This is a genomic window from Brevundimonas intermedia (assembly GCF_027922165.1).
Classification (GTDB): domain Bacteria; phylum Pseudomonadota; class Alphaproteobacteria; order Caulobacterales; family Caulobacteraceae; genus Brevundimonas; species Brevundimonas intermedia.
In genome coordinates this window covers 462512-483101 of the sequence record NZ_BSFD01000011.1, presented here as the reverse complement: position 1 = coordinate 483101, position 20590 = coordinate 462512, and the positions used below count along the sequence as shown (strand labels likewise).

General features: G+C 69.0%; 28 protein-coding genes. 27 read left to right on the top strand and 1 reads right to left on the bottom strand.

Going from position 1 to position 20590, the window contains the following annotated elements:
• Positions 1 to 51: 51 nt before the first annotated feature.
• The 27 genes from fliQ to PKE72_RS15680 are packed head-to-tail and all read left to right on the top strand — an operon-like array spanning position 52 to position 19357.
• Positions 52 to 318, top strand: a complete 267-nt coding sequence (gene fliQ, locus PKE72_RS15810; RefSeq protein ID WP_271166326.1) for a flagellar biosynthesis protein FliQ — start codon at positions 52 to 54, stop codon at positions 316 to 318.
• Positions 315 to 1073, top strand: coding sequence for a flagellar biosynthetic protein FliR (locus tag PKE72_RS15805; RefSeq protein ID WP_309298349.1), 759 nt, complete (start codon positions 315 to 317; stop codon positions 1071 to 1073). Before fliQ ends, PKE72_RS15805 begins: the two co-directional genes overlap by 4 nt.
• A complete protein-coding gene (locus tag PKE72_RS15800; RefSeq protein WP_271166325.1) occupies positions 1070 to 2143 on the top strand; it encodes an EscU/YscU/HrcU family type III secretion system export apparatus switch protein in 1074 nt (357 codons plus the stop codon). Before PKE72_RS15805 ends, PKE72_RS15800 begins: the two co-directional genes overlap by 4 nt.
• A complete protein-coding gene (locus PKE72_RS15795; RefSeq protein WP_271166324.1) occupies positions 2136 to 4166 on the top strand; it encodes a flagellar biosynthesis protein FlhA in 2031 nt (676 codons plus the stop codon). The genes PKE72_RS15800 and PKE72_RS15795 overlap by 8 nt, the downstream gene beginning before the upstream one ends.
• A gap of 43 nt (positions 4167 to 4209) precedes the next feature.
• Positions 4210 to 4893, top strand: coding sequence for a flagellar hook-basal body protein (locus tag PKE72_RS15790; RefSeq protein WP_271166323.1), 684 nt, complete (start codon positions 4210 to 4212; stop codon positions 4891 to 4893).
• Positions 4890 to 5621, top strand: coding sequence for a flagellar hook-basal body protein (locus PKE72_RS15785; RefSeq protein WP_271166322.1), 732 nt, complete (start codon positions 4890 to 4892; stop codon positions 5619 to 5621). Before PKE72_RS15790 ends, PKE72_RS15785 begins: the two co-directional genes overlap by 4 nt.
• Positions 5622 to 6140 (top strand): hypothetical protein, encoded by a 519-nt coding sequence (locus PKE72_RS15780; RefSeq protein WP_271166321.1) that lies wholly within the window; start codon positions 5622 to 5624, stop codon positions 6138 to 6140.
• A 26-nt stretch (positions 6141 to 6166) separates the two neighbouring features.
• Positions 6167 to 6733, top strand: a complete 567-nt coding sequence (locus tag PKE72_RS15775) for a flagellar basal body L-ring protein FlgH (protein ID WP_271166320.1) — start codon at positions 6167 to 6169, stop codon at positions 6731 to 6733.
• Complete coding sequence (gene flgI, locus PKE72_RS15770) at positions 6730 to 7854, top strand: flagellar basal body P-ring protein FlgI (RefSeq protein WP_271166319.1); 1125 nt, start codon at positions 6730 to 6732, stop codon at positions 7852 to 7854. The genes PKE72_RS15775 and flgI overlap by 4 nt, the downstream gene beginning before the upstream one ends.
• Before the next feature lie 7 nt (positions 7855 to 7861).
• Entirely contained in the window at positions 7862 to 8209 is a 348-nt protein-coding gene (locus PKE72_RS15765) for a flagellar basal body rod protein FlgB (RefSeq protein WP_271166318.1), read from the top strand.
• 1 nt (position 8210) lies between these two features.
• The gene (gene flgC / locus PKE72_RS15760) at positions 8211 to 8630 is read left to right on the top strand and encodes a flagellar basal body rod protein FlgC (RefSeq protein WP_271166317.1); all 420 of its coding nucleotides are present in this window, start codon (positions 8211 to 8213) and stop codon (positions 8628 to 8630) included.
• The gene (gene fliE / locus PKE72_RS15755) at positions 8630 to 8932 is read left to right on the top strand and encodes a flagellar hook-basal body complex protein FliE (RefSeq protein ID WP_271166316.1); all 303 of its coding nucleotides are present in this window, start codon (positions 8630 to 8632) and stop codon (positions 8930 to 8932) included. The genes flgC and fliE overlap by 1 nt, the downstream gene beginning before the upstream one ends.
• A gap of 16 nt (positions 8933 to 8948) precedes the next feature.
• The gene (fliF, locus tag PKE72_RS15750) at positions 8949 to 10238 is read left to right on the top strand and encodes a flagellar basal-body MS-ring/collar protein FliF (RefSeq protein WP_271166315.1); all 1290 of its coding nucleotides are present in this window, start codon (positions 8949 to 8951) and stop codon (positions 10236 to 10238) included.
• The gene (locus tag PKE72_RS15745) at positions 10231 to 10590 is read left to right on the top strand and encodes a hypothetical protein (RefSeq protein WP_271166314.1); all 360 of its coding nucleotides are present in this window, start codon (positions 10231 to 10233) and stop codon (positions 10588 to 10590) included. The genes fliF and PKE72_RS15745 overlap by 8 nt, the downstream gene beginning before the upstream one ends.
• Positions 10587 to 11273: a FliH/SctL family protein gene (locus PKE72_RS15740; RefSeq protein WP_271166313.1), complete on the top strand. Its 687-nt coding sequence runs from the start codon at positions 10587 to 10589 to the stop codon at positions 11271 to 11273. Before PKE72_RS15745 ends, PKE72_RS15740 begins: the two co-directional genes overlap by 4 nt.
• A complete protein-coding gene (locus PKE72_RS15735; protein WP_271166312.1) occupies positions 11270 to 12571 on the top strand; it encodes a FliI/YscN family ATPase in 1302 nt (433 codons plus the stop codon). The genes PKE72_RS15740 and PKE72_RS15735 overlap by 4 nt, the downstream gene beginning before the upstream one ends.
• Positions 12568 to 13017: a hypothetical protein gene (locus PKE72_RS15730; RefSeq protein WP_271166311.1), complete on the top strand. Its 450-nt coding sequence runs from the start codon at positions 12568 to 12570 to the stop codon at positions 13015 to 13017. Before PKE72_RS15735 ends, PKE72_RS15730 begins: the two co-directional genes overlap by 4 nt.
• Positions 13014 to 13892 (top strand): hypothetical protein, encoded by an 879-nt coding sequence (locus PKE72_RS15725; protein ID WP_271166310.1) that lies wholly within the window; start codon positions 13014 to 13016, stop codon positions 13890 to 13892. The genes PKE72_RS15730 and PKE72_RS15725 overlap by 4 nt, the downstream gene beginning before the upstream one ends.
• Positions 13883 to 14287 (top strand): flagellar hook assembly protein FlgD, encoded by a 405-nt coding sequence (locus PKE72_RS15720; protein ID WP_271166309.1) that lies wholly within the window; start codon positions 13883 to 13885, stop codon positions 14285 to 14287. Before PKE72_RS15725 ends, PKE72_RS15720 begins: the two co-directional genes overlap by 10 nt.
• 11 nt (positions 14288 to 14298) lie before the next feature.
• The gene (locus tag PKE72_RS15715; RefSeq protein WP_271166308.1) at positions 14299 to 15486 is read left to right on the top strand and encodes a flagellar hook protein FlgE; all 1188 of its coding nucleotides are present in this window, start codon (positions 14299 to 14301) and stop codon (positions 15484 to 15486) included.
• On the top strand, positions 15483 to 16235 hold the full coding sequence (locus PKE72_RS15710) for a FliM/FliN family flagellar motor switch protein (RefSeq protein WP_271166307.1): 753 nt from the start codon (positions 15483 to 15485) through the stop codon (positions 16233 to 16235). The genes PKE72_RS15715 and PKE72_RS15710 overlap by 4 nt, the downstream gene beginning before the upstream one ends.
• A 14-nt stretch (positions 16236 to 16249) precedes the next feature.
• A complete protein-coding gene (locus PKE72_RS15705; RefSeq protein ID WP_271166306.1) occupies positions 16250 to 16540 on the top strand; it encodes a FliM/FliN family flagellar motor switch protein in 291 nt (96 codons plus the stop codon).
• 17 nt (positions 16541 to 16557) lie between these two features.
• The gene (locus PKE72_RS15700; protein ID WP_271166305.1) at positions 16558 to 16980 is read left to right on the top strand and encodes a hypothetical protein; all 423 of its coding nucleotides are present in this window, start codon (positions 16558 to 16560) and stop codon (positions 16978 to 16980) included.
• Positions 16977 to 17720: a flagellar type III secretion system pore protein FliP gene (gene fliP, locus PKE72_RS15695; RefSeq protein ID WP_271166304.1), complete on the top strand. Its 744-nt coding sequence runs from the start codon at positions 16977 to 16979 to the stop codon at positions 17718 to 17720. Before PKE72_RS15700 ends, fliP begins: the two co-directional genes overlap by 4 nt.
• 2 nt (positions 17721 to 17722) lie before the next feature.
• Positions 17723 to 18454, top strand: coding sequence for a sigma-70 family RNA polymerase sigma factor (locus PKE72_RS15690; protein WP_271166303.1), 732 nt, complete (start codon positions 17723 to 17725; stop codon positions 18452 to 18454).
• A gap of 3 nt (positions 18455 to 18457) precedes the next feature.
• On the top strand, positions 18458 to 19006 hold the full coding sequence (locus PKE72_RS15685) for a tetratricopeptide repeat protein (RefSeq protein WP_271166302.1): 549 nt from the start codon (positions 18458 to 18460) through the stop codon (positions 19004 to 19006).
• Positions 19007 to 19018: 12 nt separating this feature from the next.
• Positions 19019 to 19357 (top strand): hypothetical protein, encoded by a 339-nt coding sequence (locus tag PKE72_RS15680; RefSeq protein WP_271166301.1) that lies wholly within the window; start codon positions 19019 to 19021, stop codon positions 19355 to 19357.
• Here the strand turns inward: PKE72_RS15680 and PKE72_RS15675 are convergent.
• A complete protein-coding gene (locus tag PKE72_RS15675) occupies positions 19344 to 20453 on the bottom strand; it encodes a tetratricopeptide repeat protein (protein WP_271166300.1) in 1110 nt (369 codons plus the stop codon). The genes PKE72_RS15680 and PKE72_RS15675 overlap by 14 nt on opposite strands.
• Positions 20454 to 20590: the final 137 nt, after the last annotated feature.

The following is a 20590-nucleotide window of genomic DNA, read 5'->3' as shown; positions in this document are numbered from 1 at the left end:
AGTTTGCAGACCGAAGGTTGTCTTTCATCGGTGCAATCTCGGGGGAGATGGATGGGCGCCGACCAGTCTTTGGATCTGTTGAATCAGATGCTGTGGGCGACCTTGATGATTGCGGCGCCGGTGGTGGCGGTCGTGATGATCGTCGGCGTGATCATCAGTATTCTGCAGGTGGCGACCCAACTGCAGGAAATGACTCTCAGCTATGTGCCGAAACTCTTCGCGGCCATTCTGGTTCTGATCGCGGTCGGCCCGTGGATGCTGGAGCGCATGACGCATTTCGCGATCGAAGCCATTCGCACCATCCCGTCCATCGGATGATTCCCGCCGTCGATCAGATGTCGGACTGGGCTGAATCCGCACTCCTGCTCAGCCTTCGGCTCGGGCCCGTGCTGTCCTTTGCGCCGCCGTTCACCCTGATGCGGATTCCCGCTCCGCTCCGGCTGCTTCTGGCTTTGGGGCTCAGTGGTCTGATCGTGCAGTCGGCGCCGGCGGCGCAGGTCGCAGATCAGGGTTTAATCGTCGCAGCGATCCGCGAGCTTCTGCTCGGCGCCGTCCTTGTTCTCGCCTTTCAGGCCGCCTATGGCGCGCTTTATGTCGCCGGCCGTACGGTCGATATTCAGGCGGGTTTCGGCTTGGCCGCCCTCGTGGATCCGACGAGCCGCGCCCAGACGCCGCTTGTGGGCACGCTGTACGCCTATGCCGCGGGCGTAATCTTCTTTGCGATGGGCGGTCATCATGATCTGCTGCGCGTCCTCGCGGCCTCGCTGGAGGCCGTGCCGCTCGGCCAGGGCGGGGCCCCGCAAAGCCTTGGGCCGCTTTCCGCCTATCTCGGCGCTGTCTTCACCTTGGCGTTCGGCGTCGCCGGCGGGGTCATTCTCGCACTCATGCTGGCGGACGCCGCGATCGCCATCCTCGCCCGCACAGCGCCGCAGCTTAACGTCCTGGTTCTCGGATTTCAGGTCAAGACGGTGCTTCTGCTGGTCGCCTTGCCGCTCACGCTCGGCGTCGCGTCTGCGCTTATGGCGCGACTGTCGGCCGTGACCCTCGAAGCCTTGCCGGCGCTGATCGCATGAGTGAAGCGGCTGAACAGGATCGGTCGCAGGCGCCGTCCCGGTTCCGTCTGGACAAGGCGCGGCGTGAGGGCAGTGTCGCTCGCGGGACGGATCTCGGCTTTTTGAGCGTCTTGCTGGTTTCGACGGCCTTCGCCTGGTTCGCGGGGCGGGATCTCGCCGACGCGCTCGGGCGGGGTGTGGCGCGCAGTCTGGCGGCGACGAGCCTGGATCTGACCGCAGACGCGGGCTTTCGCGCCCTTGCCGGTCAGGTTGCAGGGCCGGCCTTCGAGACGCTCCTTCCCTGGCTGTGCGGCCTGTTCGGTCTCGTCCTTTTGGTGGAGTTTCTACAGACCGGCCCCGTATTCGCCCTGACGGCCGTGCGGCCGGACTTCAACCGCTTGAATCCCGCCAAGGGCTTGAAGCGCCTCTTTACGATTCGGATCCTGATCGAGACCGCCAAGGCCGTCCTGAAGCTGTCGCTCTATGCCGCGATCGCGGCCTTGTTCATCCGCGACGCACTGAATGCGGCGGCGGTCGCCACCGATGCGAGGGCGCTGGGTCTTGCTTACGGCGGTCTGGCTCTGCGCCTGATTGCCGCCTGTCTGGGGGCGGCCGTCGTCGTCGCCTTGCTGGATCAGATGGTGGCGCGGCGCGACTATCTGAAGAAGATGCGGATGAGCCGTCGCGAGCTGAAACGCGAGCACCGCGACCATGAAGGCGATCCCCGGCTCAAGCAGCGTCGCAAACAGCTTCACGGTCAGTTCGCCGAGGCGTCGCGCAGCCTCAAGGGCCTGGGGTCCGCCGATGTCGTCATCGCCAATCCGGTCCATTTCGCGGTCGGCCTGCGCTATGCGCCCGGGCGAATGGACGCGCCGGTCGTGGTGGCGCGGGGATCGCACGCCCTGGCCGTAAGGCTGCGCCGAATGGCGTTCGGACGCGGCATTCCCGTGGTCGTCGATCCGCCGCTCGCGCGGGCCCTCTATCGCAAGGCGCGGCTTGACGCGGCGGTCCCTGAGGCCCTGTTCCGGCCGGTCGCAGCCGTCTATCGCGGCTTGCGGAGAAGCGGCGCAATGGAGGCGGCGAATGGCTAAACCCGCTCCGGGGCGCAATCAGGATCTGGTTCTGGTCGTCGCCGTGATCAGCATCCTGCTCGTGCTGTTCGCGCCCATTCCGCCCGTCGCTCTCGATCTGCTGATCATCGTCAATTTCGCGTTCGCCCTCACGATCCTGTTGTTGACCCTTTATGTCGAGAAGCCTGTCGCCTTTTCGACCTTTCCGTCGCTGCTGCTGGTGGCGACTCTTTATCGCCTGGCGCTCAACGTCGCGGCCACCCGGTTGATCCTGACCGAAGCCCACGCCGGCGACGTCATCGGAGCGATCGGCTCCTTCGCGGTCCAGGGCAGCTTTGTCGTCGGTCTGGTGGTCTTCTTCATTCTGGTCGTCGTCCAGTATGTCGTGGTGACCTCGGGCGCTCAGCGGGTCTCGGAGGTCGCGGCGCGTTTCGTTCTCGATTCCGTCCCGGGCCATCAGATGAGCATCGACGCCGATCTGAACATGGGTCTGATCGACCAGAACGAGGCCAAGCAGCGCCGCAAGATGCTGGAGAAGGAGGCGGCCTTCTACGGATCGATGGACGGCGCGAGCAAGTTCGTCAAAGGCGACGCTGTCGCCGGCGTCATTATTCTGCTGATCAATATCATCGCCGGCTGGATCATCGGCGTCGCCCAGATGGGGATGGACTGGCTCACGGCCTTGCAGACCTTCAGCCTGCTCACGATCGGCGACGGCATCGTCACCCAGATCCCGGCGTTGATCGTGTCCACCGCGACGGGCCTGATCGTGACCCGCTCTTCGGCGGATCGGCGCCTGAGCGAAGAAATCCTGGCGCAGCTGTCTTCGGTGTCGCGGATCCCGCTCCTGGTGATCGGGGCGCTCGCTCTGCTGCTCATGATGCCGGGCATGCCCAAATGGCCGATCGCCATCCTGATCCTGGTCGCCTTCGTCCTGTGGACGGCGATGCGGCGTCGGAAAGCCGAGGCCCTGACCGACGGCGAACTTGACGATCTGCGAACCGACTCCGCTGAACGCGCGGCCGAAGCTGTTTCGCCGATCGAGGTTCGTCTCGGACGCGAGCTGTCCGAGGCCTGGCGCAGCCAGAGATCGATTCTGAGCGAGCGCATCTCCGCGTTTCGCGTCCAGGAGGAGCGGACGAGCGGTTTCATGGTCCCGGCCGTCGCCTTCCACGACGGCGTGGATCTGGGCGATCTCGACTATGAGATCCTTCTGCACGGCGCACGCCATGGCCGGGGCGCCGTCTACCCGGATCGAACCCTGGCCATTCGCGCGGCGGGCGTCGCGACGCCGCTGCCTGGGATAGAGGCGCGCGATCCCGCCTTCGGCCTACCCGGCGTCTGGGTCGACGACCAGACGCGGGACTCCGCGCAGGTCGCGGGCTGCACCCTGGTCGACCCCGTCACCGTCCTGATGACTCATCTGAATGAAGTCGTCCGCAGCACCTCGGCGCAGCTGCTCACCCGGACCGACACGGTCCAGATTCTCGAGGGCGTGCGGTCGCGCCAGCCGGGGCTTGTGGAGGATCTCATTCCCGCCGTCATGTCCGTCTCCGACGTGCAACGGGTTTTCCAGCATCTGCTTTCCGAGCACGTCTCGATCCGCCAGGCCGATCTGATCGTCGACGCCCTCGTCGATGTGGGCCGTCACACCAAGGATCATGCGGAACTGACGGAGAAGGTGCGTCAGAGGCTGGGGCACAACATCTTCAGCGCGCTGCGCGGCGGTCATGACGCCCTGGCGGTGATGAGCCTCTCGCCGCGGCTGGAGACCCAGCTTCTCGACAGCGTGCGCCGCAGCGAGGCGGCCGAGGCCTTCGTCATCGAGCCGCGGCTCGCCGAGCAGATGCTGAAGAAGCTGATTCCAATGGTGGACGAGATGGCGAGTCAGAGGCTGTCGCCAGTGCTGCTCTGCGGCGCCGAACTCCGACGCCACCTCAAAGCCTTCACCCGCCGCAGCGCGCCGCGTCTGGCGGTGGTCTCGGTAACTGAAGTGCCGCAAACCGTAGATTTGAAGTCGTTCGGCGTGATCCAGGTCGAATAATGTCCATATTGCAATACGAATAGTTCCGTAGTATGGTAAATCCATGGGGGATTTAGTTCAGTCAGTGTCAGTTTTGCTGTCTAGCGCGCAGGCGCGGGCGGATGTTGCTGCACAAAATATCGCCAATATGGCGACCTCAGGCTATAGATCCAAGTTGAGCTTTGTTGAATTGGCCGCCGCCGGGTCCGTCGTCGTCCGGACGTCGCCGTCGCTTGTCGCCGGGGCCCTGACGGAAACCGGGAATCCCTTCGATCTGGCCATCGACGGTCCGGGCTTCTTTGAGCTTCGCGGGGCGGACGGTCCCGTCTACACGCGCGACGGGCATTTCAAGCGGGCCGACGACGGGCGGCTGCTTGGGGCCGGCGGACTGCCGCTGCAAGCGATCGGCGGCGATCTGGTCGCGCCCGCCGCCGATGCGACGGTGTCTCGGGACGGCGTCTTGCTGGTCGATGGCGAAGCCGCCGCACGCCTGAGGGTCGTCCATCTTGAGGCCGCAGATCTGGTCGAGGCGGGCGACGGCCTGTTTCGGAGCGTCGGTCGGTCGGAGGACGTGGCGGCGCCCGTCGTCCGTCAGGGCTTCCTCGAAGGGGCCAATGTCGCGCTTGGACAGGAAATGATCGTGCTGATGGAGTCGGTGCGGCGCGCCGAAGCCGGGCAGCGTTTGATGAATGTCTATGACGATCTTCTGGGGCGCGCCGTGACGGCGTTCGGAGCGGGCGGGGCATGAACGGCGCATTTTCGATCGGGGCGACAGGATTGAGGGCTCAGGAGCGCGCGCTCGGAATCACGGCCAACAACATCGCCAATATGAACACCCCGGCCTTCAAGCGCAGTTCCGTGCGCTTCAGCGAGCTCATGGGGCCGGGGGGCGGGGCCGCCGGCGGCGTGTCCGCGCTGGAGGCGGCGACGGTGTTCGCGCAAGGGGATCTGCGCGTGACCGGACAGCCGCTCGATGTTGCGGTGGACGGCGAGGGCTTCATTGAGGTGCTGGGCGCAGACGGCCGGTCCCTGCTCTGGCGTGGCGGGACGCTTTCGGTCGGGGCGGACGGGCTGCTGGCGACGGCGGACGGCCTGCCGTTGCACGCGATGATCCGTATTCCCGAAGGCGCCGATCGGCTGACGATCGCCTCGGACGGGGCGGTCGCGGCCGTGCTCGCCGGGGATACGACGCCGACCGAGCTGGGGCGGATCGACCTGCAGAAGGTCGATGATCCATCGGAACTCACGCCGCTCGGTGGCGGTCTATACCGGACGACCGGCGAGGCGCGCGCCGCCTTCGCGACGGGGGAGGAGGGGCTGGGCGTCCTTGTTCAGGGCGCGATCGAAGGGGCGAACGTCGCCCTCTCCAACGAAATGGTCGCGCTGATGTTGATGCAGCGCGCCTATGCGGCCAGCGCCCAAGCCCTGCAGGCCGGCGATCAGCTGATGGCCATCGCCAACGGATTGAGGCGCTAGATGGACTGGGTCTCGCTCATTCTGGCGATCTCATCCGTCCAACCCGCGCCGCTTGTGTTGAGCGATGAGGTGGTGATCTCAGGCGACGCGCTGCGTCTGGCCGATGTGGCGGATCTGAGCGGCCTGCCGGACCCTTTGGCGCGTCGCGCCGGCGATATCGTGTTGGCGCGCCTGACAGAGACGACCACATCCGTTTCGGCGCGGACGGCGGCGGCGCGGGCGCGCGCCGCCCTGCCGGGGCTGTCGCCCTGGCTGCCGGACGGGCCGGACCACGCCATCGTCGTGGAGCGCCGCGGTCCGCAGGAGACGGTTGACGTCGTCGCGGCGCTTCCGTTCCGACCCGCCGCCGCGCCTCTGGTTCGGGTCGGCGAGACCCTGTCGGTTCGGGCCGTGGTCGGGCCCGTCGTCATCGAGCGTCCCGCCATGGCCCTGCAGGACGGATGGCCGGGTCGCTCGATCTTCGTGCGGACCTCGGACGGGGCGGTTCTGACGGTCGCCCTGGGGGGCGCCGGCGCATGAGATCGCCGCGGATTTGGAGTGCGTGCTTGGCCGCGTCCCTTGCCTCGTCCCTGGCGACAGGCCTGACCCTGGTCGGGGCCGGCGACAGCATGGCCCAAGCCCGATGGGCCTCGCTCGCGTCCGACCGGACCGCCGCCCGGGTGGGCGACAGTCTCACCGTCGTCATTCTCGAGACCAACAGCGCCGCCAGCGCCAGCCAATCCGCCAGCCGGCGCGACACGCGGCTGGGCGGCAGCGTCCAAGGCGGCGGATCCGCAAGCGCGGGGGCGCTCGAACTCCAGGGCGGCTCGACCGGCCAGGGCCAGATGACCCGATCGGGGCGTCTGCTCGCCCAGATCGGCGTGATCGTGGACGAGGTCTTGCCCAACGGCGATCTGCGGGTCAGTGGCGCGCAGGAACTGGACATCGATGGCGAACGCACCGCTATCCGGCTCACAGCGCGTGTGCGCCCGGCCGACATCGGAGGGGACAACAGCGTCCTGTCGTCCCGTCTCGCAGACGCGCGCATCGGCTACGACGTCGACGGCGTCCTGTCGCGTAGCGGACGCCCCGGACCGCTCAATCGGGTCCTGTCCTGGATGGGACTATCATGAGGCCGTCGATCCTCGGTGCGGTTCTGGCGGCGTTCGTCGGCGTTCTTGTCGTCCTGCACGGCCAGGCGCAGGCCCAGTCCGTGCCGATCCGGAGTCTCGGTCGGTTCCAGGGGTGGCAAGGCCAGGCCCTGGTCGGATATGGCGTGGTGACCGGGTTGACGGGCACCGGCGACTCGCCGCGCAACGCCGTAACCCAGCGAGCGATCGCCAATGTGCTGGGGCGGCTCGGCTCCAATCTTTCGCCGGACGACGTCCGCAGTCGTAACGTGGCGGCGGTGATGGTGACGGCGGTCTTGCCCGCCAGCGCGAATCCGGGCGACCGGATCGACGTCAATGTGACCTCGATCGGCGACGCCCGAAGTCTGGCGGGCGGCGTCCTGTTGATGACGTCGCTGACGGGCCCCGACCAGCAGCCCCGCGCCCTGGCCCAGGGCGCCCTCGTCGTTGGGGGCTACCAGTTCGCCAGCAACCAGAACGCCGAGCAGCGCAACTTCCCGACCGCCGGCGTCATCACAGACGGGGCGACAGTCGAGGTGGGGGTTGAAGCCCAGACGCTTCAGCCGAACGGCGAACTCGTCTTTCTTCTGCGGGAAGCCAATGTCTCGACCGCCGTTCGGGTCGCTGACGCCGTCAATGCGGCGGCGCCCCATCTCCGCGCCCGCGTCGGCGATGCGGACATGGTGCGGATCGATGTCAGCGGCGCCGGCGACCTCTATCGCACCATGGCGCTGATCGAGACCCTGAGCGTGTCCCCGGCCGCCTCCGACCGGGTCGTCGTCAACGAACGGACCGGCACCGTCGTCGCCGGCGGCAATGTGCGGCTGGACAGTGTGGCGATATCGCAGGGCGACATCCGGGTCTCCGTCCGCCAGCGCAACGACGCCGTTCAGCCCGTCGTCTACGGCGGGTTGAACGAGGGCCTGACCGGTCTGGTCGTCAGCAATACCGCCATAGACGTGGCGGAAGACGCCGGCGACGCGGTCGTCAGTTTCCCCAACACGACGGTCGGCGATCTGATGGAGGGTCTGGCCCGTGTCGGCGTCGACACGCGCGGCAAGATCGCCGTCCTCCAGGCGGTCAAGGCCGCCGGCGCCCTGCACGCCGATCTCATCATTCAATAGGCCCGACATGGATCCGATCACCAGCGCCATTCTCCTGAAGAGTCTCGACGGGCTCGCCCTGCGCGCAGCCGCGACGAGCCAGAACATCGCCAACGCCCGCACGCCGAACTATCGCCCGGTGCGGGTCAGCTTTGAGGCGGCGCTGGCCGAGGCCGCCCGGACCGGCGGCGCCGAGGCGATCGAGATGCTTCGACCGTCCGTCGTGCCGGATCCGACGGTTGCGGCCGGCGACGCCGTACGCCTGGATCTGGAGATGGCCGACGCGGCCGCCACGGCCGGTCGCTACAGCGCCCTTGTCGAACTGCTCAACCGCCAGGCCCAGATCACGGGTCTGGCCATTTCCGGAGGACGCTGACATGGATGCGATGCAGATCAGCCGGACCGGGCTCGACGTCGAGTGGCGGCGCATGGAGGTCATTGCGGCCAACCTGGCCAATCTCAACACCACGCGGACGGCGCTGGGCGACGCCTACCGGCCGCTCCGTCTGGTGTCGGGGCCTCGGGCGAGCTTTGAGGCCCACCTGTCGGCCGAGGACGCCGCCCTGGGCGGCGTGGCGGTCTATGGGGTGGAGCCCCAGGCCGTGCAGCCGCGCCGCGTCCACGAACCGGGCCATCCTCACGCCGACGCAGAGGGCTTCGTCACCTATCCCGGCTTGGACCACGCCGGGGAAATGACGCTGTTGGTTCAGACCGCGCGCGCCTACGAGGCCAATCTTGTCGCGCTCGGCGCAGGCCGTCAGATGTACGCCAAGGCCCTTGAGATCGGACGTCGCTGATGAGCGCCGCCCTTGATCCCATCGCCGCTGTCGGCGCGGCGCGCGCCGCGTCGCTGGAGCCGGCGATCGCCGTCGCCCCGACCGCCGGCTTTTCCCGACTGCTGTCCGAGGGGGTCGAGGCGGTGAACGGCGAACTGCTCGCTGCGGACCGAATGACCCAGGCCTTCGCGCTGGGCGAGGACGTGCCGATTCACCAGGTGACCTATGCGCTCGAACACGCCCGGCTGTCGTTCGAACTGATGAGCCAGGTCCGCACCCGACTTCTGGAAGCCTACCAGGAACTGATGCGGATGCCTGTCTGATGAGCCCGACCTCCGCATGAGCCTGTTGCAGCGCCTGCGCGGGCTCTCGCCCGTCTTCCAGATCGCCTTGGCTGTCGGCGTCGCCCTCGCGCTCGCCGCAGGGCTGGTGGTCGCCTATCTGACGCTGCGGCCCCGCTACGAGGTGCTGTTTCGGGATCTGCGGCCGGCCGACGCCGCCACCATCCTCGCCCAGCTGGAAAAGGACAAGACGCCCCATCGCGTCGCGGACGGCGGTACGGCCATCCTGGCGCCCGAAGACCAGGTGGACGAGATTCGCCTCGCCATCCTGGGGGCCGATCTGCCGCTGAAGGGCACGGTCGGCTTCGAGCTGTTCAACAAGTCGGACATGGGGCTGACCGAGTTCGCGCAGCGCATCAACTATCAGCGCGCCCTTCAGGGGGAATTGTCGCGCACCATCATGACCATGGATGCGATCGACAGCGCCCGGGTGCATCTCACCTTGTCGGAGCCCTCCGTCTTTCGCGCCGATCGCAAGCCCGCCAAGGCGTCGGTGGCGCTGGCCCCCCGGCGCGGCCGCGTCCTGACGGCGGACACGGTGGCGGGCGTTCGGCGCCTTGTGGCTGCGGCGGTGCCCGAGCTGGATGCGGCGGCCGTCGTCGTGGTGGACGCGACCGGCGCGGCGATCGCCGGAGACGAGGCGACGGCGATCAACCCGTCGGAGGCGGCGGCCTCGCCCGTTCTGGCGCAGACCCGCGCGATCGAGGCCTATTATACGGCCGCTCTGAGACGGGCGCTCGCCCCCCTCTACCCGGGCGTCCAGGTGTCGGTGATCGCGCCCGCAGACCAGTGGGCGCCCGGACTGGACGGCGAGAGCCAACGCCGGTCCAGCCTTTCAGACTGGAGCCCCCAGAGCCGGGGCTTCCGGCTCCAGGTCTCGACCGCCGCGCCGACCGGCCTGTCTGACGCCCAGAGGGAGGATGTGGCGCGCGTGGTCGTCGAAACCATCGGCTGGTCTCAAGCCCTGGGCGATACCCTGATGTTTCCGGATTGGCGCTCGTTGCGCCTGCAAGACGCCTCGGCGTCGGAGAGGCGCGCAGCGGGGCCGGCCGCCGAGGTCTCACGCCCTGTGGTCGAGCCCTCGACGCCGGCGGGCGCGTCCGGACCGCGTCCCGGCGCTGACGGCTTGATGACGGCGCTAGTTTCGGCGGCGATCGCCCTTGTCCTTCTGACGGCAGGCGCTTTCGTCTGGCGACGAGGGCGGCCCCGTCGGCTGTCGGAGGCGGAACGCGAGGCCTATGTGCGGCGGCTGCAGCGCCTGCTCGACGCGGAGCCGGATCATGGGTGACGAATCCCGCGCCCTAAGGCGCATCGCGGCGGACATGGCCCAGCTCGATATAGAGGACGTTCAGGCCATATTCGCCGAGCTTGCGGCGCCCTCGCGCTCGCGCATGGTCGCGCTGATCGCCGGGTTCAAGGCGGGGGCCCTGAAGCGCCCTGAAGGGGCGTTGGAACCGTCCGCCTCGCCCTATAGTCCCTGGCTTGAAACCCGACTCGCGCGGATGGACCCGAGCGGGCTTATGACGGACCAGGCGCGGGCGGCCCTGCGTCGGCTGGCGGCCGAGAGCGGCTGGACCGGAGCGGCGCGCCCCACCCCTCGAGCCAAGGGTTTCGCTGCAATCCTGGGGCGGGTTCAATGACCGGCGTCATCAAGTCGGGTCGGACTGAAAGCCGGCCGGTGCGGGCGCTCGGCGCAGTCCTGGCCGCGCCCGCGACCTTGAGTGCGGCGAGCCAGGACGCCGAGCGGATCGCGCATCTCTCGGCGGACCTCGCCGAGGCCATGGCGCGCACAAGAGCGCTGGCCGAAGAGATCGACCGCCTCGCCCGCGCGGAGCAAGAAGCCTTTGCACGGGGGGTGGCCGAGGGGCGTCGTCTGGGCGCGGCGGAAGCGGACGCGCGCACCGAGGAACGGCTCGATCAGATCGATCGGATCGGCCATCAAGCCGCTCTGGCCCTGGAGGAGGGGTTGGCTGGGCTCGAAACAGCGGCGGTGGATCTGGCCGTCGTCGCGCTGTCGCGCCTGGTCGATGACGCGGACAATCGACGCGCCCTGGTGGCCGCCACGGTGCGGCGCGCGATCGGCGCCCTGTTCGACGGCGCAAGCGCCGTGGTGGAGGTTTCGCCGGAGGATTTTCCGGATGAAGGCGCGCTGAGCCTTCTGGGGCGGAGCGGACCCGCACCGGTCACGATCCGACCGAACGCAGGCCTGTCGTCAGGAGATTGTCGGGTCAGACTGGACCTGGGCGAGCTGGATCTGGGGCTGGATCATCAACTCCATCGGCTCCGGCGCGTGCTTGAGGTCTTCTGCGAGGGACGTGCATGAGCCTGGCCGCCCTGACCGAACGTCTCCACGCCTTCGAACCCTCGACCCGCACCGGTCGCGTGACGCGGATCGCTGCGGGTCACGTCGAGGCCGACGGGCCCGATGGACCGATCGGCGCCGCTTGCGTGATCGAGGCCGGCGGGTCGTCCTGTCTGGCCACGATCGTGTCGGTCGACGCGGATCGCGTGGTCCTGGCTCCGCTCGACCCGCTCGACGGGGTCCGGCGGGGCGCAAGGGTTCGTCTGGACGCCTTGGCGGTGCGGCCGCTGACCGGCGACGCCTTTTGCGGCCGGGTGGTTGATGGACTGGGACGGGCGTTGGACGCAGGCTCGGCCCCGAGCGGCGAGCCGTCCGTCGGCGGGACGTTGCCGACGCTGGAGCGTGTCACCTCGCCCGCGCCTCTGCTCACAGGCGTGCGGGCGATCGACGGGCTTCTGCCGTTGGCGACCGGGCAGCGCGTCGGCGTCTTTGCGGCCCCGGGGGTGGGCAAGACGACCCTGGTCTCGCAACTCGCGAGTCAGGTCGAAGCGGATCGGTGCGTCATCTGTCTCGTCGGGGAGCGAGGGCGGGAGGTCGAGGCGCTCTGGTCCAAGGGCCTGCCCGAGTCGGCGAAAGCCCGTACGACCGTCGTCGCCGCCACCTCTGATCAGACGGCGGCGCTGAGGGTGCAGGCCGTCGAGCAGGCGCTCGCCCTGGCCGGCGCCTGGCGCGCGCGCGGGCTGCACGTGCTGTTCGTTCTGGATTCGGCCACACGCTACGCCATGGCGCTGCGGGAACTGGGTCTGGCGGCCGGAGAGCCTCCGACCATACGGGCCTATACGCCCAGTGTCTTCGCCGCGCTTCCCAAGCTGGTCGAACGCTGCGGAGCGGCTCGCAACGGCGGCGCGATCAGCGCCGTCCTGACGGTGTTGAGCGAGACCGACGACGTCGATGATCCGATCGTCGAGGTCATGAAGTCCCTGTTGGACGGCCATATCGTCCTGTCGCGCCGGATCGCCGAGACCGGCCGCTTTCCGGCCGTGGACGTGTCGCGCAGCATCAGCCGCCTGGCCGGCGGCGTCATGTCGGCGACCCACCGGGCCCTGGCCGCTGAAGCCCAGGCGTCGATCGGCGCCTATGACGCCGCCCGGACGCTGATCGAGGCGGGCGTCTATACGGCCGGGGCCGACGCCGCGATCGACGCCGCCATTCGTCGCCGCCCCGCTCTGGAAGCCTTCCTGCGTCAAGACGACGGCGCCGCCTCGCCGGCGGCGACGCTCGCCGCGCTCGCCGCCGCCCTGAAAGGCGACGCGCCATGAACCGCCGGCGACTGTTGAGAGAGGCGAACACCGCCCTGGCTGTGCGCGAGATGCAGCTGAAGGGCGCAGAGCTCGGGGTCGGTCGTCAGTTGGCGCAGACCGCCCGGGCGCGGCAGAGTCTGCAGGCCTCCGAAGTGCGATTGACGCACACGGAGCGGGAACTGGCCGCCGTCCTGACCGATCCCCGCATCGATATCGATCGTTTCGTCGCCTGGCGGCGGGCGCGAACCGGCGCCGAGCGTGAAAGGCAAACGCAGGCGCAGGCGCTGCTGGGCGAGCAGGCGGCCCTTGAAGCCCTCCGTTCAGCCTATTTCGACCATTGGGCGCTGACCGAGGCCGCACGGCGGGTCATGACGGACGCGCGGCGCGCCGCGACGCGAGCGGCGGAGGAGCGCGCGCTGGCGGCGGCGGAAGATCTGCGTCCGTGTCGGGGAGATCCACGGTGAAGATTTCCAGTCACCCGGCCGTCGCCACGCCTCGGCCGTCTTCGGCGGCGCCGCGTCCCTCGTCGAGGTTCGAGTCCCTGCTTGTTGATCGCAGCGCAGACCGAGGCGGGCGCCATGTCCGGCAGGCCGACTCGACCGCCGGGACGGGCGGGCGAGCCGTCGGCAAGGCCTCCGGCCTGGAGGCCCCGCTCGTTGAGCCCGGGGCGCCGGCCGCCCGGGCTCGCGTCGGCGCGCAGGATGAGGCGATGGGGTTCGACGCCCTCGGCGTCTTCGGTCGCGACCCCGCCAAGGTCGAGCCGGGCCCCGAACGGCGCGCGAAATCGGCGGTCCTGATCGGCGCCTCGCCTCCATTGCAGCCCGCGCCGCCCCCCGGGGACAGCGGAGAGTTACGCCCAGGCGCATCGATCCGGCGCGTCGGCGAGGTCGCGGGACGGGCGAGCCCGTCCTTGAGCCTCGGGTGGAGGCCGGCGGCGGACGCCTCGGCGCCGGCGAACGTCGAGGCGGTTTCGGGCGCGGGTCTCTCGGAGCCCCGTCGCTCGGTCGCCGGGGGGATCGACGCGCCGGCGCCGCCCGAGGGCGGGGATCAGGGCGCTGACGCCTCGGGACGGGCGGACGTCGAACAGCCCTTGGCGCGCCTGCCGAACGATCGCCGGCGCCACGCGGCGTCGAGATTGAGCCTCGATGTTCGGGGAAGCGGGGCCGTCGTCTCGGTGACCGTAAACGCCTCGGGTCTGTCGGACGCCGAACACCGGGACCTGCGCCGCCGCGCCGAAGCCCTGGCCGCCGCCCATGGGCTCGCGCTCGAAACCTTGCGGATCAATGGCCGCGATCCGGATCCGTCGACCTTGTTGGAGAGGACCTCGCCATGGCGCTAGCGCCCATCAGCGGCACAGGGGCGGCCACAGACGCCGCCTTTGGACTGGATTTCCAGTCTCTGCTCAGCATCATCCTGACCCAGCTGACCTATCAGGACCCGCTGAAGCCGGTCGATAATTTCCAGTTTGTGTCCCAGCTGGCGCAGTTCTCGCAACTGCAGCAGAGCCAGACCCTCAACGATCAGATCACCAGTCTCCTGGCCGCCCAGGGCGCGACCCAGGCCACCAGCCTGCTGGGCCGGACGATCGACTTCGCCGCAAACGGCGCGACCCAGTCGGGCAAGGTCGAGGCGGTCTCCTTCAGTTCGGGCCAGCCTACGGTAACGATCCGCACCAGCACGGACCAGGTCGTCTCCGGCGTCTCGATCGCCGATATCGCCAATATTCGCCTCTAGGAGGAAGTTTCATGCTCGGCTCCATCTATATCGGTCTCAGCGGGATGAACGCCTATTCGCGCGGCCTGCAGACCATCAGCAACAATGTCGCCAATCTGAACTCCCCGGGATTCAAGGCGTCCTCCGTCACCTTTTCCGACGTTTTCAACGTCGGCGGACTGGGGTCCGCCTATTCGGGCCATGGTTCCCGCGCCGGCGGACAGGGGGTGAGGTTCGGCTCGCCCACGATCGACTTCACCCAGGGCGATCTGCGTCAGTCCGGCGGCGACCTCGATCTCGCCGTTCAAGGCGGCGGTTTTCTCGTTCTGAAGGACGGCGAGAAGACGGTCTATGCGCGCACCGGACAGTTCGCCGCCGATGACGACGGCTTCATCACCCTGCTCGGAACACGCTATCGCCTCGGCGTCCTGAACGCGGACCGGCAGGCCGTGCCGCTCAATGTGGATGCGAGCCGCACCAGCGCGCCGAAGGCCACGACCGCCATCAGCCTGTCGGGCAATATCTCCTCGACCGCGACCGACGCCTCGGTGAGCGATATCGCCGTCTATGACTCGCGGGGGGCGCGGCAGGTCTGGCAGGTCCGCCTGACGGCCGCCGGCGCCGCGTCGCCGAACCAGTGGACCGTCGCCGTCACCGATCAGACCGGTGCAACGGTCGGGTCTTCCACCCTGCGCTTCGTCGGCAGCGTGGTCGATCCCTCGACGTCACGCCTGACCGTGTCCACATCGCCTCAAGGGGCCGATCCTCTTTCGGTCGTTCTGGACTTCAGCGCGGGCGTGACCTCCTTCTCCTCGGGCACGACCTCGACCTTGCGGGCGGCCTCGGTCGACGGCTACGGAGCCGGCACCCTGACCCGTGTCGGCGTCAACGACGCGGGACGTGTCGAACTGACCTATTCCAACGGCCGCACGGAAGACCTGGGCGCCGTCGCCCTGGCGGATTTCCGCAACCCACAGCAGCTCGAACGCATCGGCAATGGTCTGTTCCGGAACCTCGGGCCGGAAGGCCGGTTGCTCGAGAGCGGCGTGGAGGGCATGGGCGCCCTGGCCTCCAAACAGCTGGAAGCCTCGAACGTCGATCTGTCCCAGCAGTTCGGCGACCTGATCCTGATCCAGCGCGGTTTCCAGGCCTCGTCCCAGGTCGTGAGCGTGACCAATGACATGATTCAGCAGCTCTTCGGCATGCGAGGCCAGGGGTGACGTCGCCCGTTTGGCGCTGGGCGCCGGACAGGGCCCTCCTGGACGAGGGGACGCTCGGGTGGCTGGACGGGATCATCGCGGCCTGGTCGGACCGCTGGTTTGCGCAAGGCCGGGTCCGCCGTCGCGGACTGGAGCGTTCGACCGGCGCGAGCGCTTCGACGAGCCTCTTCGCCGCTCGCGCGTCGCTTGAGACGTCGCCGGCCCAGAGGGATCATCTGGCGGAGCTGGCGCTCGACATCGAAGTCGCGCGTCTGGAGGCCACGCCGGCGGACCAGGCGCTCTTGGACGGCTTGGTCGAGACCGCGGTCGCCGATCTGACGCGCGCCGTCGAGGCTGCGATCGGCGGCGACGCCGCCGATCCGGCCCTGGCGCTCGGCGGCCCGTCAGGGCGCGTGGTCTTTCCCCTGTCCGACGAGACGGGGCGGCTGGTGGGGGCGCTGGCCGTGGCGCGCGCGAGCCTGGTCCAGGCCCGTCTGGGCGCGCTTGCGCCGCCCGCTCCGGCCTCCGCGCCGCTGGTCGCCATGAGTGCGGCGATCGCGGACACGCCCGTAACCTTGACGGTTCATGCGGGAACAGCCCTGTTGAGCCTCGCCGAGGCGCGTGAGCTGGGCGTCGGCGACGTGGTGGTCCTTGACCGGGCGCTCGACGCAGCCTTCGACCTCCTGTCTGCGGCGCACCCTGAGCCGATCGCCCGCGCCGCGCTGATCGATGCGGTCGCCCCGCAAACCCTTCGCCTGATTTCCGCCTGACGAGTTCGCCTGACATGACTGCCCGCACCCCCAAACCCGCCGCCGGCGACGGTCCCCCTTTGACGTCTCTGGACGCCGCCCTGTTCGGCGGGGTGAATGTCCGTCTGGACGCTCGGCTCGGAAGCGTCACCCTGTCCGTGAAGGACCTCCTCGCCCTGCGCGCCGGAGAGACGGTTCGCCTGGACGCTCGGCTCAATGACCTCGTCGAGCTTCAGCTCAACGGCGCGCTGATTGGACGCGGCGAGATCGTTGCGGCCGGCGACGCCTTCGCGGTGCGGCTGGTCGAGATTGCGCCCGCATCGTGAGGCCGGCGCGAGACATTATGGCCCGCGTGGCGGGGCTGAGCGCGCTGGCGCTGGGGCTGCAGGCGTCGCCGGCCCTGGCCCAGACGCTCGGTCAGGGCGCGAGCGACGAGGTGCCCTGGGTCCGCGTCGCCGCAGCGCTCCTGCTTTGCCTGGGCCTGGCGGTCGGCGCGGCCTTCGCCATCCGGCGTCGCGCGACCGGCGCCGCGCCGCGGCTCGACGATCTGAACCTCTCGGCCTGGGTCCGGCGCGTGACGTCCTCGGCGACGGGCGGCGCGGCCACAAGGCTGACCGGTGTGGAGACCCGTCGCCTGTCGCCTCAGGTCAGCGTTTCCGTGTTCAAGTGCGACGGTCGCTCCTTCATGGTCGCCGCGAGCCTCCAGGGCCAGCTGGTCCTAGTCGCGCTCGACGGCGACGGCGACGGCGAGGAGGAGGACCGATGAGGGGCGCACGCCTTCTGCGACTCCTCATGATCGCTGCGGCGGCGACGGCCTGCATGGGACTCGCCGGGGCCGCTCAGGCGCTTCCGGCGGTGTCGGGAACCGTCGAGCCCGCCCAGACGGCGGAAGCGGTCCGGATCAGTCTGGTCCTGGCCCTGCTGGCCCTTATCCCAGCGATGATCCTGTGCATGACGCCGTTCGTTCGGATCGTGATCGCCCTGTCGATGATCCGCCACGCGTTCGGCATGCCGGAGACGCCGCCGAGCCCCGTCCTGGTCAGTCTGGCGCTGTTTCTGACCGTCTTCGCCATGGGGCCGACCTTCACGACCGTCAACGCCGAGGCGCTGCAGCCCTTTCTGGACGGCCGTCTGACCGTCCAGGAGGCCGGCGAACGCGGGGCCGAGCCGCTCAAGGCCTTCATGCTGCGACAGGTGAACGACGAAAACATCAAGACGGTCTACGAGATCGCGCGCCGGCCCCTGCCGGACTCGGCCGCCCAAGTCGGCCTGCCCGAACTGACGACCGCCTTCATGCTTCATGAGCTCTCGACGGCCTTCCGGATCGGCTTCGTCATCCTGTTGCCCTTTCTGCTGATCGATCTGGTGGTGTCCGGCATCCTGCTGGCGCTCGGCATGATGATGGTGCCGCCGACGAGCATCTCCCTGCCGATCAAGGTCCTGATGTTCGTGCTGATCGACGGATGGAGCCTGATCCTTCAAGGGGTGGTGGGAGGATTCCGCTGACGATGGAGGCCGCCCCCGCCGCTGACCGCGATCTCGGCCTGTGGCGCGCCTATGCCGCGGCGCCCTCCGCCGATTTGCGGCGGCGTCTGTTCGAGGCGAACCTCGACTTCGCTCACGCCGTGGCGGCCCGGATCCGGCGCGATCGTCCGGGCTCGGACCTCGATATCGAGGATTTGCGTCAATATGCGGCGGAGGGCCTGCTCCAGGCCATAGACCGTTTCGACCCCGCCCAGGGGACGCCGTTCCAGGCCTTCGCCGCCCGTCGGATTTCCGGTCGAGTGCTGGACGGCGTCGCCGGGGCGAGCGAACGGCGGCGACAGGCGGCCACGCGCCATCGCGTCCGCACGGAAAGATTGCGATCGCTTCAGCCGGAACGGTCCGGCGACGCCCTGGACGCCCTGGCCGATCTCGCCGTGGAACTGGCGATCGGCTTCATGCTCGATGAGGCGGGCGCAGTGGTCGGGGGCGAGGCTCCGGTCTCTCAAACGCCCAACGCCTACGAAAGTCTGCTGTGGGTCCAGACGGTCCGACGCGTGAAGGACGCCCTGGCGGCCTTGCCGGAACCGGAGGGCGACGTGGTCCGTCGCCATTATTTCGAGGGGCTCGAATTCGCCCGGATCGCTGAAGACCTTGCTTTGAGCCGCGGGCGGGTGTCGCAGATCCACGCCGCCGCAATGGCGCGATTGCGAAAACGTCTTCCCAAGCCCGATACCCTCACCCTTAGCGCGAGATAGACCATGTCAGACCTTCGAGCCGATCCCTGTCCCGACGCGCGTCTCGACGCCCTGGTCGCGGCCGTCGCGGCCGGCGCCGATGTCGCGGAGGTCGACGCCCTGTTGGCGGCGTATCCCGGTGACGCGCGCCTGCATTTTCTGCGAGGCTCCCTTTTGGCGGGGGGGCGGCGGTATCCGGAGGCGCGCGCCGCCGTCTCCCGCGCCGTGGCGCTCGCGCCGGGCTTTGACATTGCGCGATTCCAACTCGGCTTTCTGGAGTTCACATCCGGCGAACCCGAGCTGGCGCGCCGGACCTGGCGGCCGCTTCAGGACCTGGAAGAGGCGCACCCGCTGTCCCTTTTCGCCCGCGGCCTCCTGCGTCTGGTGGATGAGGACGTGACCGGCGCGATCGCGCTGCTTCGCCGCGGCATGGCCGCCAATACGGTCAATCCGCCGCTGAACCAGGACATGGCGACTTTGCTGGCCGGGCTTGAACCGGCGGCGGCGGCGGCCGAGCCCGTCTCGGAGACCGAGCTGTTGTTGCGCCAGTTCGGCGGGACCGTGCGACACTGACCCATGGAGCCTGTGTCCGCTGTCGATCGTCTGGTCCTGATGCTGCGCCAAAGACTGCAGGCCCGTAGCCGTGTGCGCGGCGGGGCCCGCCCGCGCGCGGGCGCTTCAACCGCGAAGTCGACGCTTCAGGCGCTGAACCTGGCCGAAATCGAGGACGCCGCCCTTCAGCGTGTGGTCATTCAGAGCGCGCTCCTCGATCATTTCGGCCCGGAGATGATGAACGACGCCCGGTTCCAGCAAATGGTCAACCGGGTCGTCGAAACGATCGTCGCAGATCCGAGCGGCCGGAGGCTGATGGATCAGGCGACGCGGGAACTCCGCGCAGGCGTCGGACGGCCTAACGGAGATTGACGGCCAGTTTCGCGGCCATCTGCAGAATGGAGTGACCGCCAGGACCGATCGGGGCCTTGAGCGCCCCCTGCCGCAGGCGGTCGGCAAGGGCGGACTCGCCGGCCTGCTCCAGCAGAAGCGCGCGCGTCAGAAGACCGCCGAGGCTTTCAGGATCGAGGCGCAGGGCGATTTCCGCGCGGCGTCGGGCGTCTTCCGGGCGCCCGTCCTGAAGCGCGATTACGGCCAGACCGCCGTGACCTTCCCCGAAACTGTCGTCCAGGGCCACGACAGTTTCGAAACGGGCTTGGGCCCTGGCGCGGTCTCCCGCGATGAGCCAGGCCCATCCGGCGGCGGTCCAGGACCCGAGATGGTCGCCGAAGATGTTCGCGGCCGAATCGAAACGCTCTGCAGCGGCGGCGGCGTCGCCTTCGCTCAGAAGGACCGAGGCGAGCCCGAGTTGAAGACGCGCCGAACCGGGATGACGCGACAGGCCGTCCTCGAGCAGAAGACGCGCCTTCGGGGTCTCGCCCTCCGTCAGGGCGAGCAGACCCTGGGCGGCGAGGCCGTCGGCCGTCAGAGGCGCGCGGGACGCCCAGAGCGCGGCCAGGTCGAGGGCCTCGGCGTCCATGGCGATGGAGGCGAGCGCGCCCCAGAGGGCGGGGTCGTCAATCTGCGGATCCATGCCTCGGCCCAGCGCCAGGGCTTCGTCGAGCCGGCCGAGGTGATGAAGGGCGCGCAGTTTCAGCGGCGTCGCGTCGGCCGGCGGCGGCGCGTCCTCGAGCAGCGTCAGAACGCCTTCATAATCGCAGAGTCCTTCGCGGGCGCGGGCGAGATTGAGGCGGAGCACGGCGTCTTCGGGCCGATCGGCCCTCACGGATTCGAGGATGGCGGCGGCGTCCGCCCAACGCCCCTCAGCGAGCGCACAGACGGCCAGGAGATTGAGAAGGGGCGGCGTAAGAGGCGCGACGGCGGCGTAGCGATCGACCAGGTCGGCGGCCATCGCTGTTTCGCCTTCGGCGACGGCGGCGTCGGCGGCGTCGGCGAGGAGGGCGAGGTTTTCGGGATCGGCGTCGAGATAGCCGAGCAGGCGGGTGAATCGGGCGTCGGGCGTCGGCATATCGGATCCTGTTCGCCCCGGCGTGCAGATCGGCCGCGAGCGGGGGATGGTATGAACGACGAATTCCCCGTGGCAATCCGTCAGGCGGTCTGCGCGCGATTTTTCGGGTGCGCGCCAGAAAAGACTAAACTCGCGCC

Excerpts from the sequence above, each read along its gene's own strand:
- fliF (WP_271166315.1), top strand. The coding sequence starts at position 8,949 with ATGAGCCTGTTGCAGCGCCTGCGCGGGCTCTCGCCCGTCTTCCAGATC.
- PKE72_RS15740 (WP_271166313.1), top strand. The coding sequence starts at position 10,587 with ATGACCGGCGTCATCAAGTCGGGTCGGACTGAAAGCCGGCCGGTGCGG.
- flgC (WP_271166317.1), top strand. The coding sequence starts at position 8,211 with ATGGATGCGATGCAGATCAGCCGGACCGGGCTCGACGTCGAGTGGCGG.
- PKE72_RS15730 (WP_271166311.1), top strand. The coding sequence starts at position 12,568 with ATGAACCGCCGGCGACTGTTGAGAGAGGCGAACACCGCCCTGGCTGTG.
- fliQ (WP_271166326.1), top strand. The coding sequence starts at position 52 with ATGGGCGCCGACCAGTCTTTGGATCTGTTGAATCAGATGCTGTGGGCG.
- PKE72_RS15805 (WP_309298349.1), top strand. The coding sequence starts at position 315 with ATGATTCCCGCCGTCGATCAGATGTCGGACTGGGCTGAATCCGCACTC.
- PKE72_RS15690 (WP_271166303.1), top strand. The coding sequence starts at position 17,723 with ATGGAGGCCGCCCCCGCCGCTGACCGCGATCTCGGCCTGTGGCGCGCC.
- PKE72_RS15705 (WP_271166306.1), top strand. The coding sequence starts at position 16,250 with ATGACTGCCCGCACCCCCAAACCCGCCGCCGGCGACGGTCCCCCTTTG.
- PKE72_RS15675 (WP_271166300.1), bottom strand. The coding sequence starts at position 20,453 with ATGCCGACGCCCGACGCCCGATTCACCCGCCTGCTCGGCTATCTCGAC.
- PKE72_RS15800 (WP_271166325.1), top strand. The coding sequence starts at position 1,070 with ATGAGTGAAGCGGCTGAACAGGATCGGTCGCAGGCGCCGTCCCGGTTC.
- flgI (WP_271166319.1), top strand. The coding sequence starts at position 6,730 with ATGAGGCCGTCGATCCTCGGTGCGGTTCTGGCGGCGTTCGTCGGCGTT.
- PKE72_RS15785 (WP_271166322.1), top strand. The coding sequence starts at position 4,890 with ATGAACGGCGCATTTTCGATCGGGGCGACAGGATTGAGGGCTCAGGAG.
- PKE72_RS15685 (WP_271166302.1), top strand. The coding sequence starts at position 18,458 with ATGTCAGACCTTCGAGCCGATCCCTGTCCCGACGCGCGTCTCGACGCC.
- PKE72_RS15765 (WP_271166318.1), top strand. The coding sequence starts at position 7,862 with ATGGATCCGATCACCAGCGCCATTCTCCTGAAGAGTCTCGACGGGCTC.
- fliP (WP_271166304.1), top strand. The coding sequence starts at position 16,977 with ATGAGGGGCGCACGCCTTCTGCGACTCCTCATGATCGCTGCGGCGGCG.
- PKE72_RS15780 (WP_271166321.1), top strand. The coding sequence starts at position 5,622 with ATGGACTGGGTCTCGCTCATTCTGGCGATCTCATCCGTCCAACCCGCG.
- PKE72_RS15735 (WP_271166312.1), top strand. The coding sequence starts at position 11,270 with ATGAGCCTGGCCGCCCTGACCGAACGTCTCCACGCCTTCGAACCCTCG.
- PKE72_RS15715 (WP_271166308.1), top strand. The coding sequence starts at position 14,299 with ATGCTCGGCTCCATCTATATCGGTCTCAGCGGGATGAACGCCTATTCG.
- PKE72_RS15795 (WP_271166324.1), top strand. The coding sequence starts at position 2,136 with ATGGCTAAACCCGCTCCGGGGCGCAATCAGGATCTGGTTCTGGTCGTC.
- PKE72_RS15700 (WP_271166305.1), top strand. The coding sequence starts at position 16,558 with ATGGCCCGCGTGGCGGGGCTGAGCGCGCTGGCGCTGGGGCTGCAGGCG.
- PKE72_RS15745 (WP_271166314.1), top strand. The coding sequence starts at position 10,231 with ATGGGTGACGAATCCCGCGCCCTAAGGCGCATCGCGGCGGACATGGCC.
- fliE (WP_271166316.1), top strand. The coding sequence starts at position 8,630 with ATGAGCGCCGCCCTTGATCCCATCGCCGCTGTCGGCGCGGCGCGCGCC.
- PKE72_RS15790 (WP_271166323.1), top strand. The coding sequence starts at position 4,210 with ATGGGGGATTTAGTTCAGTCAGTGTCAGTTTTGCTGTCTAGCGCGCAG.
- PKE72_RS15720 (WP_271166309.1), top strand. The coding sequence starts at position 13,883 with ATGGCGCTAGCGCCCATCAGCGGCACAGGGGCGGCCACAGACGCCGCC.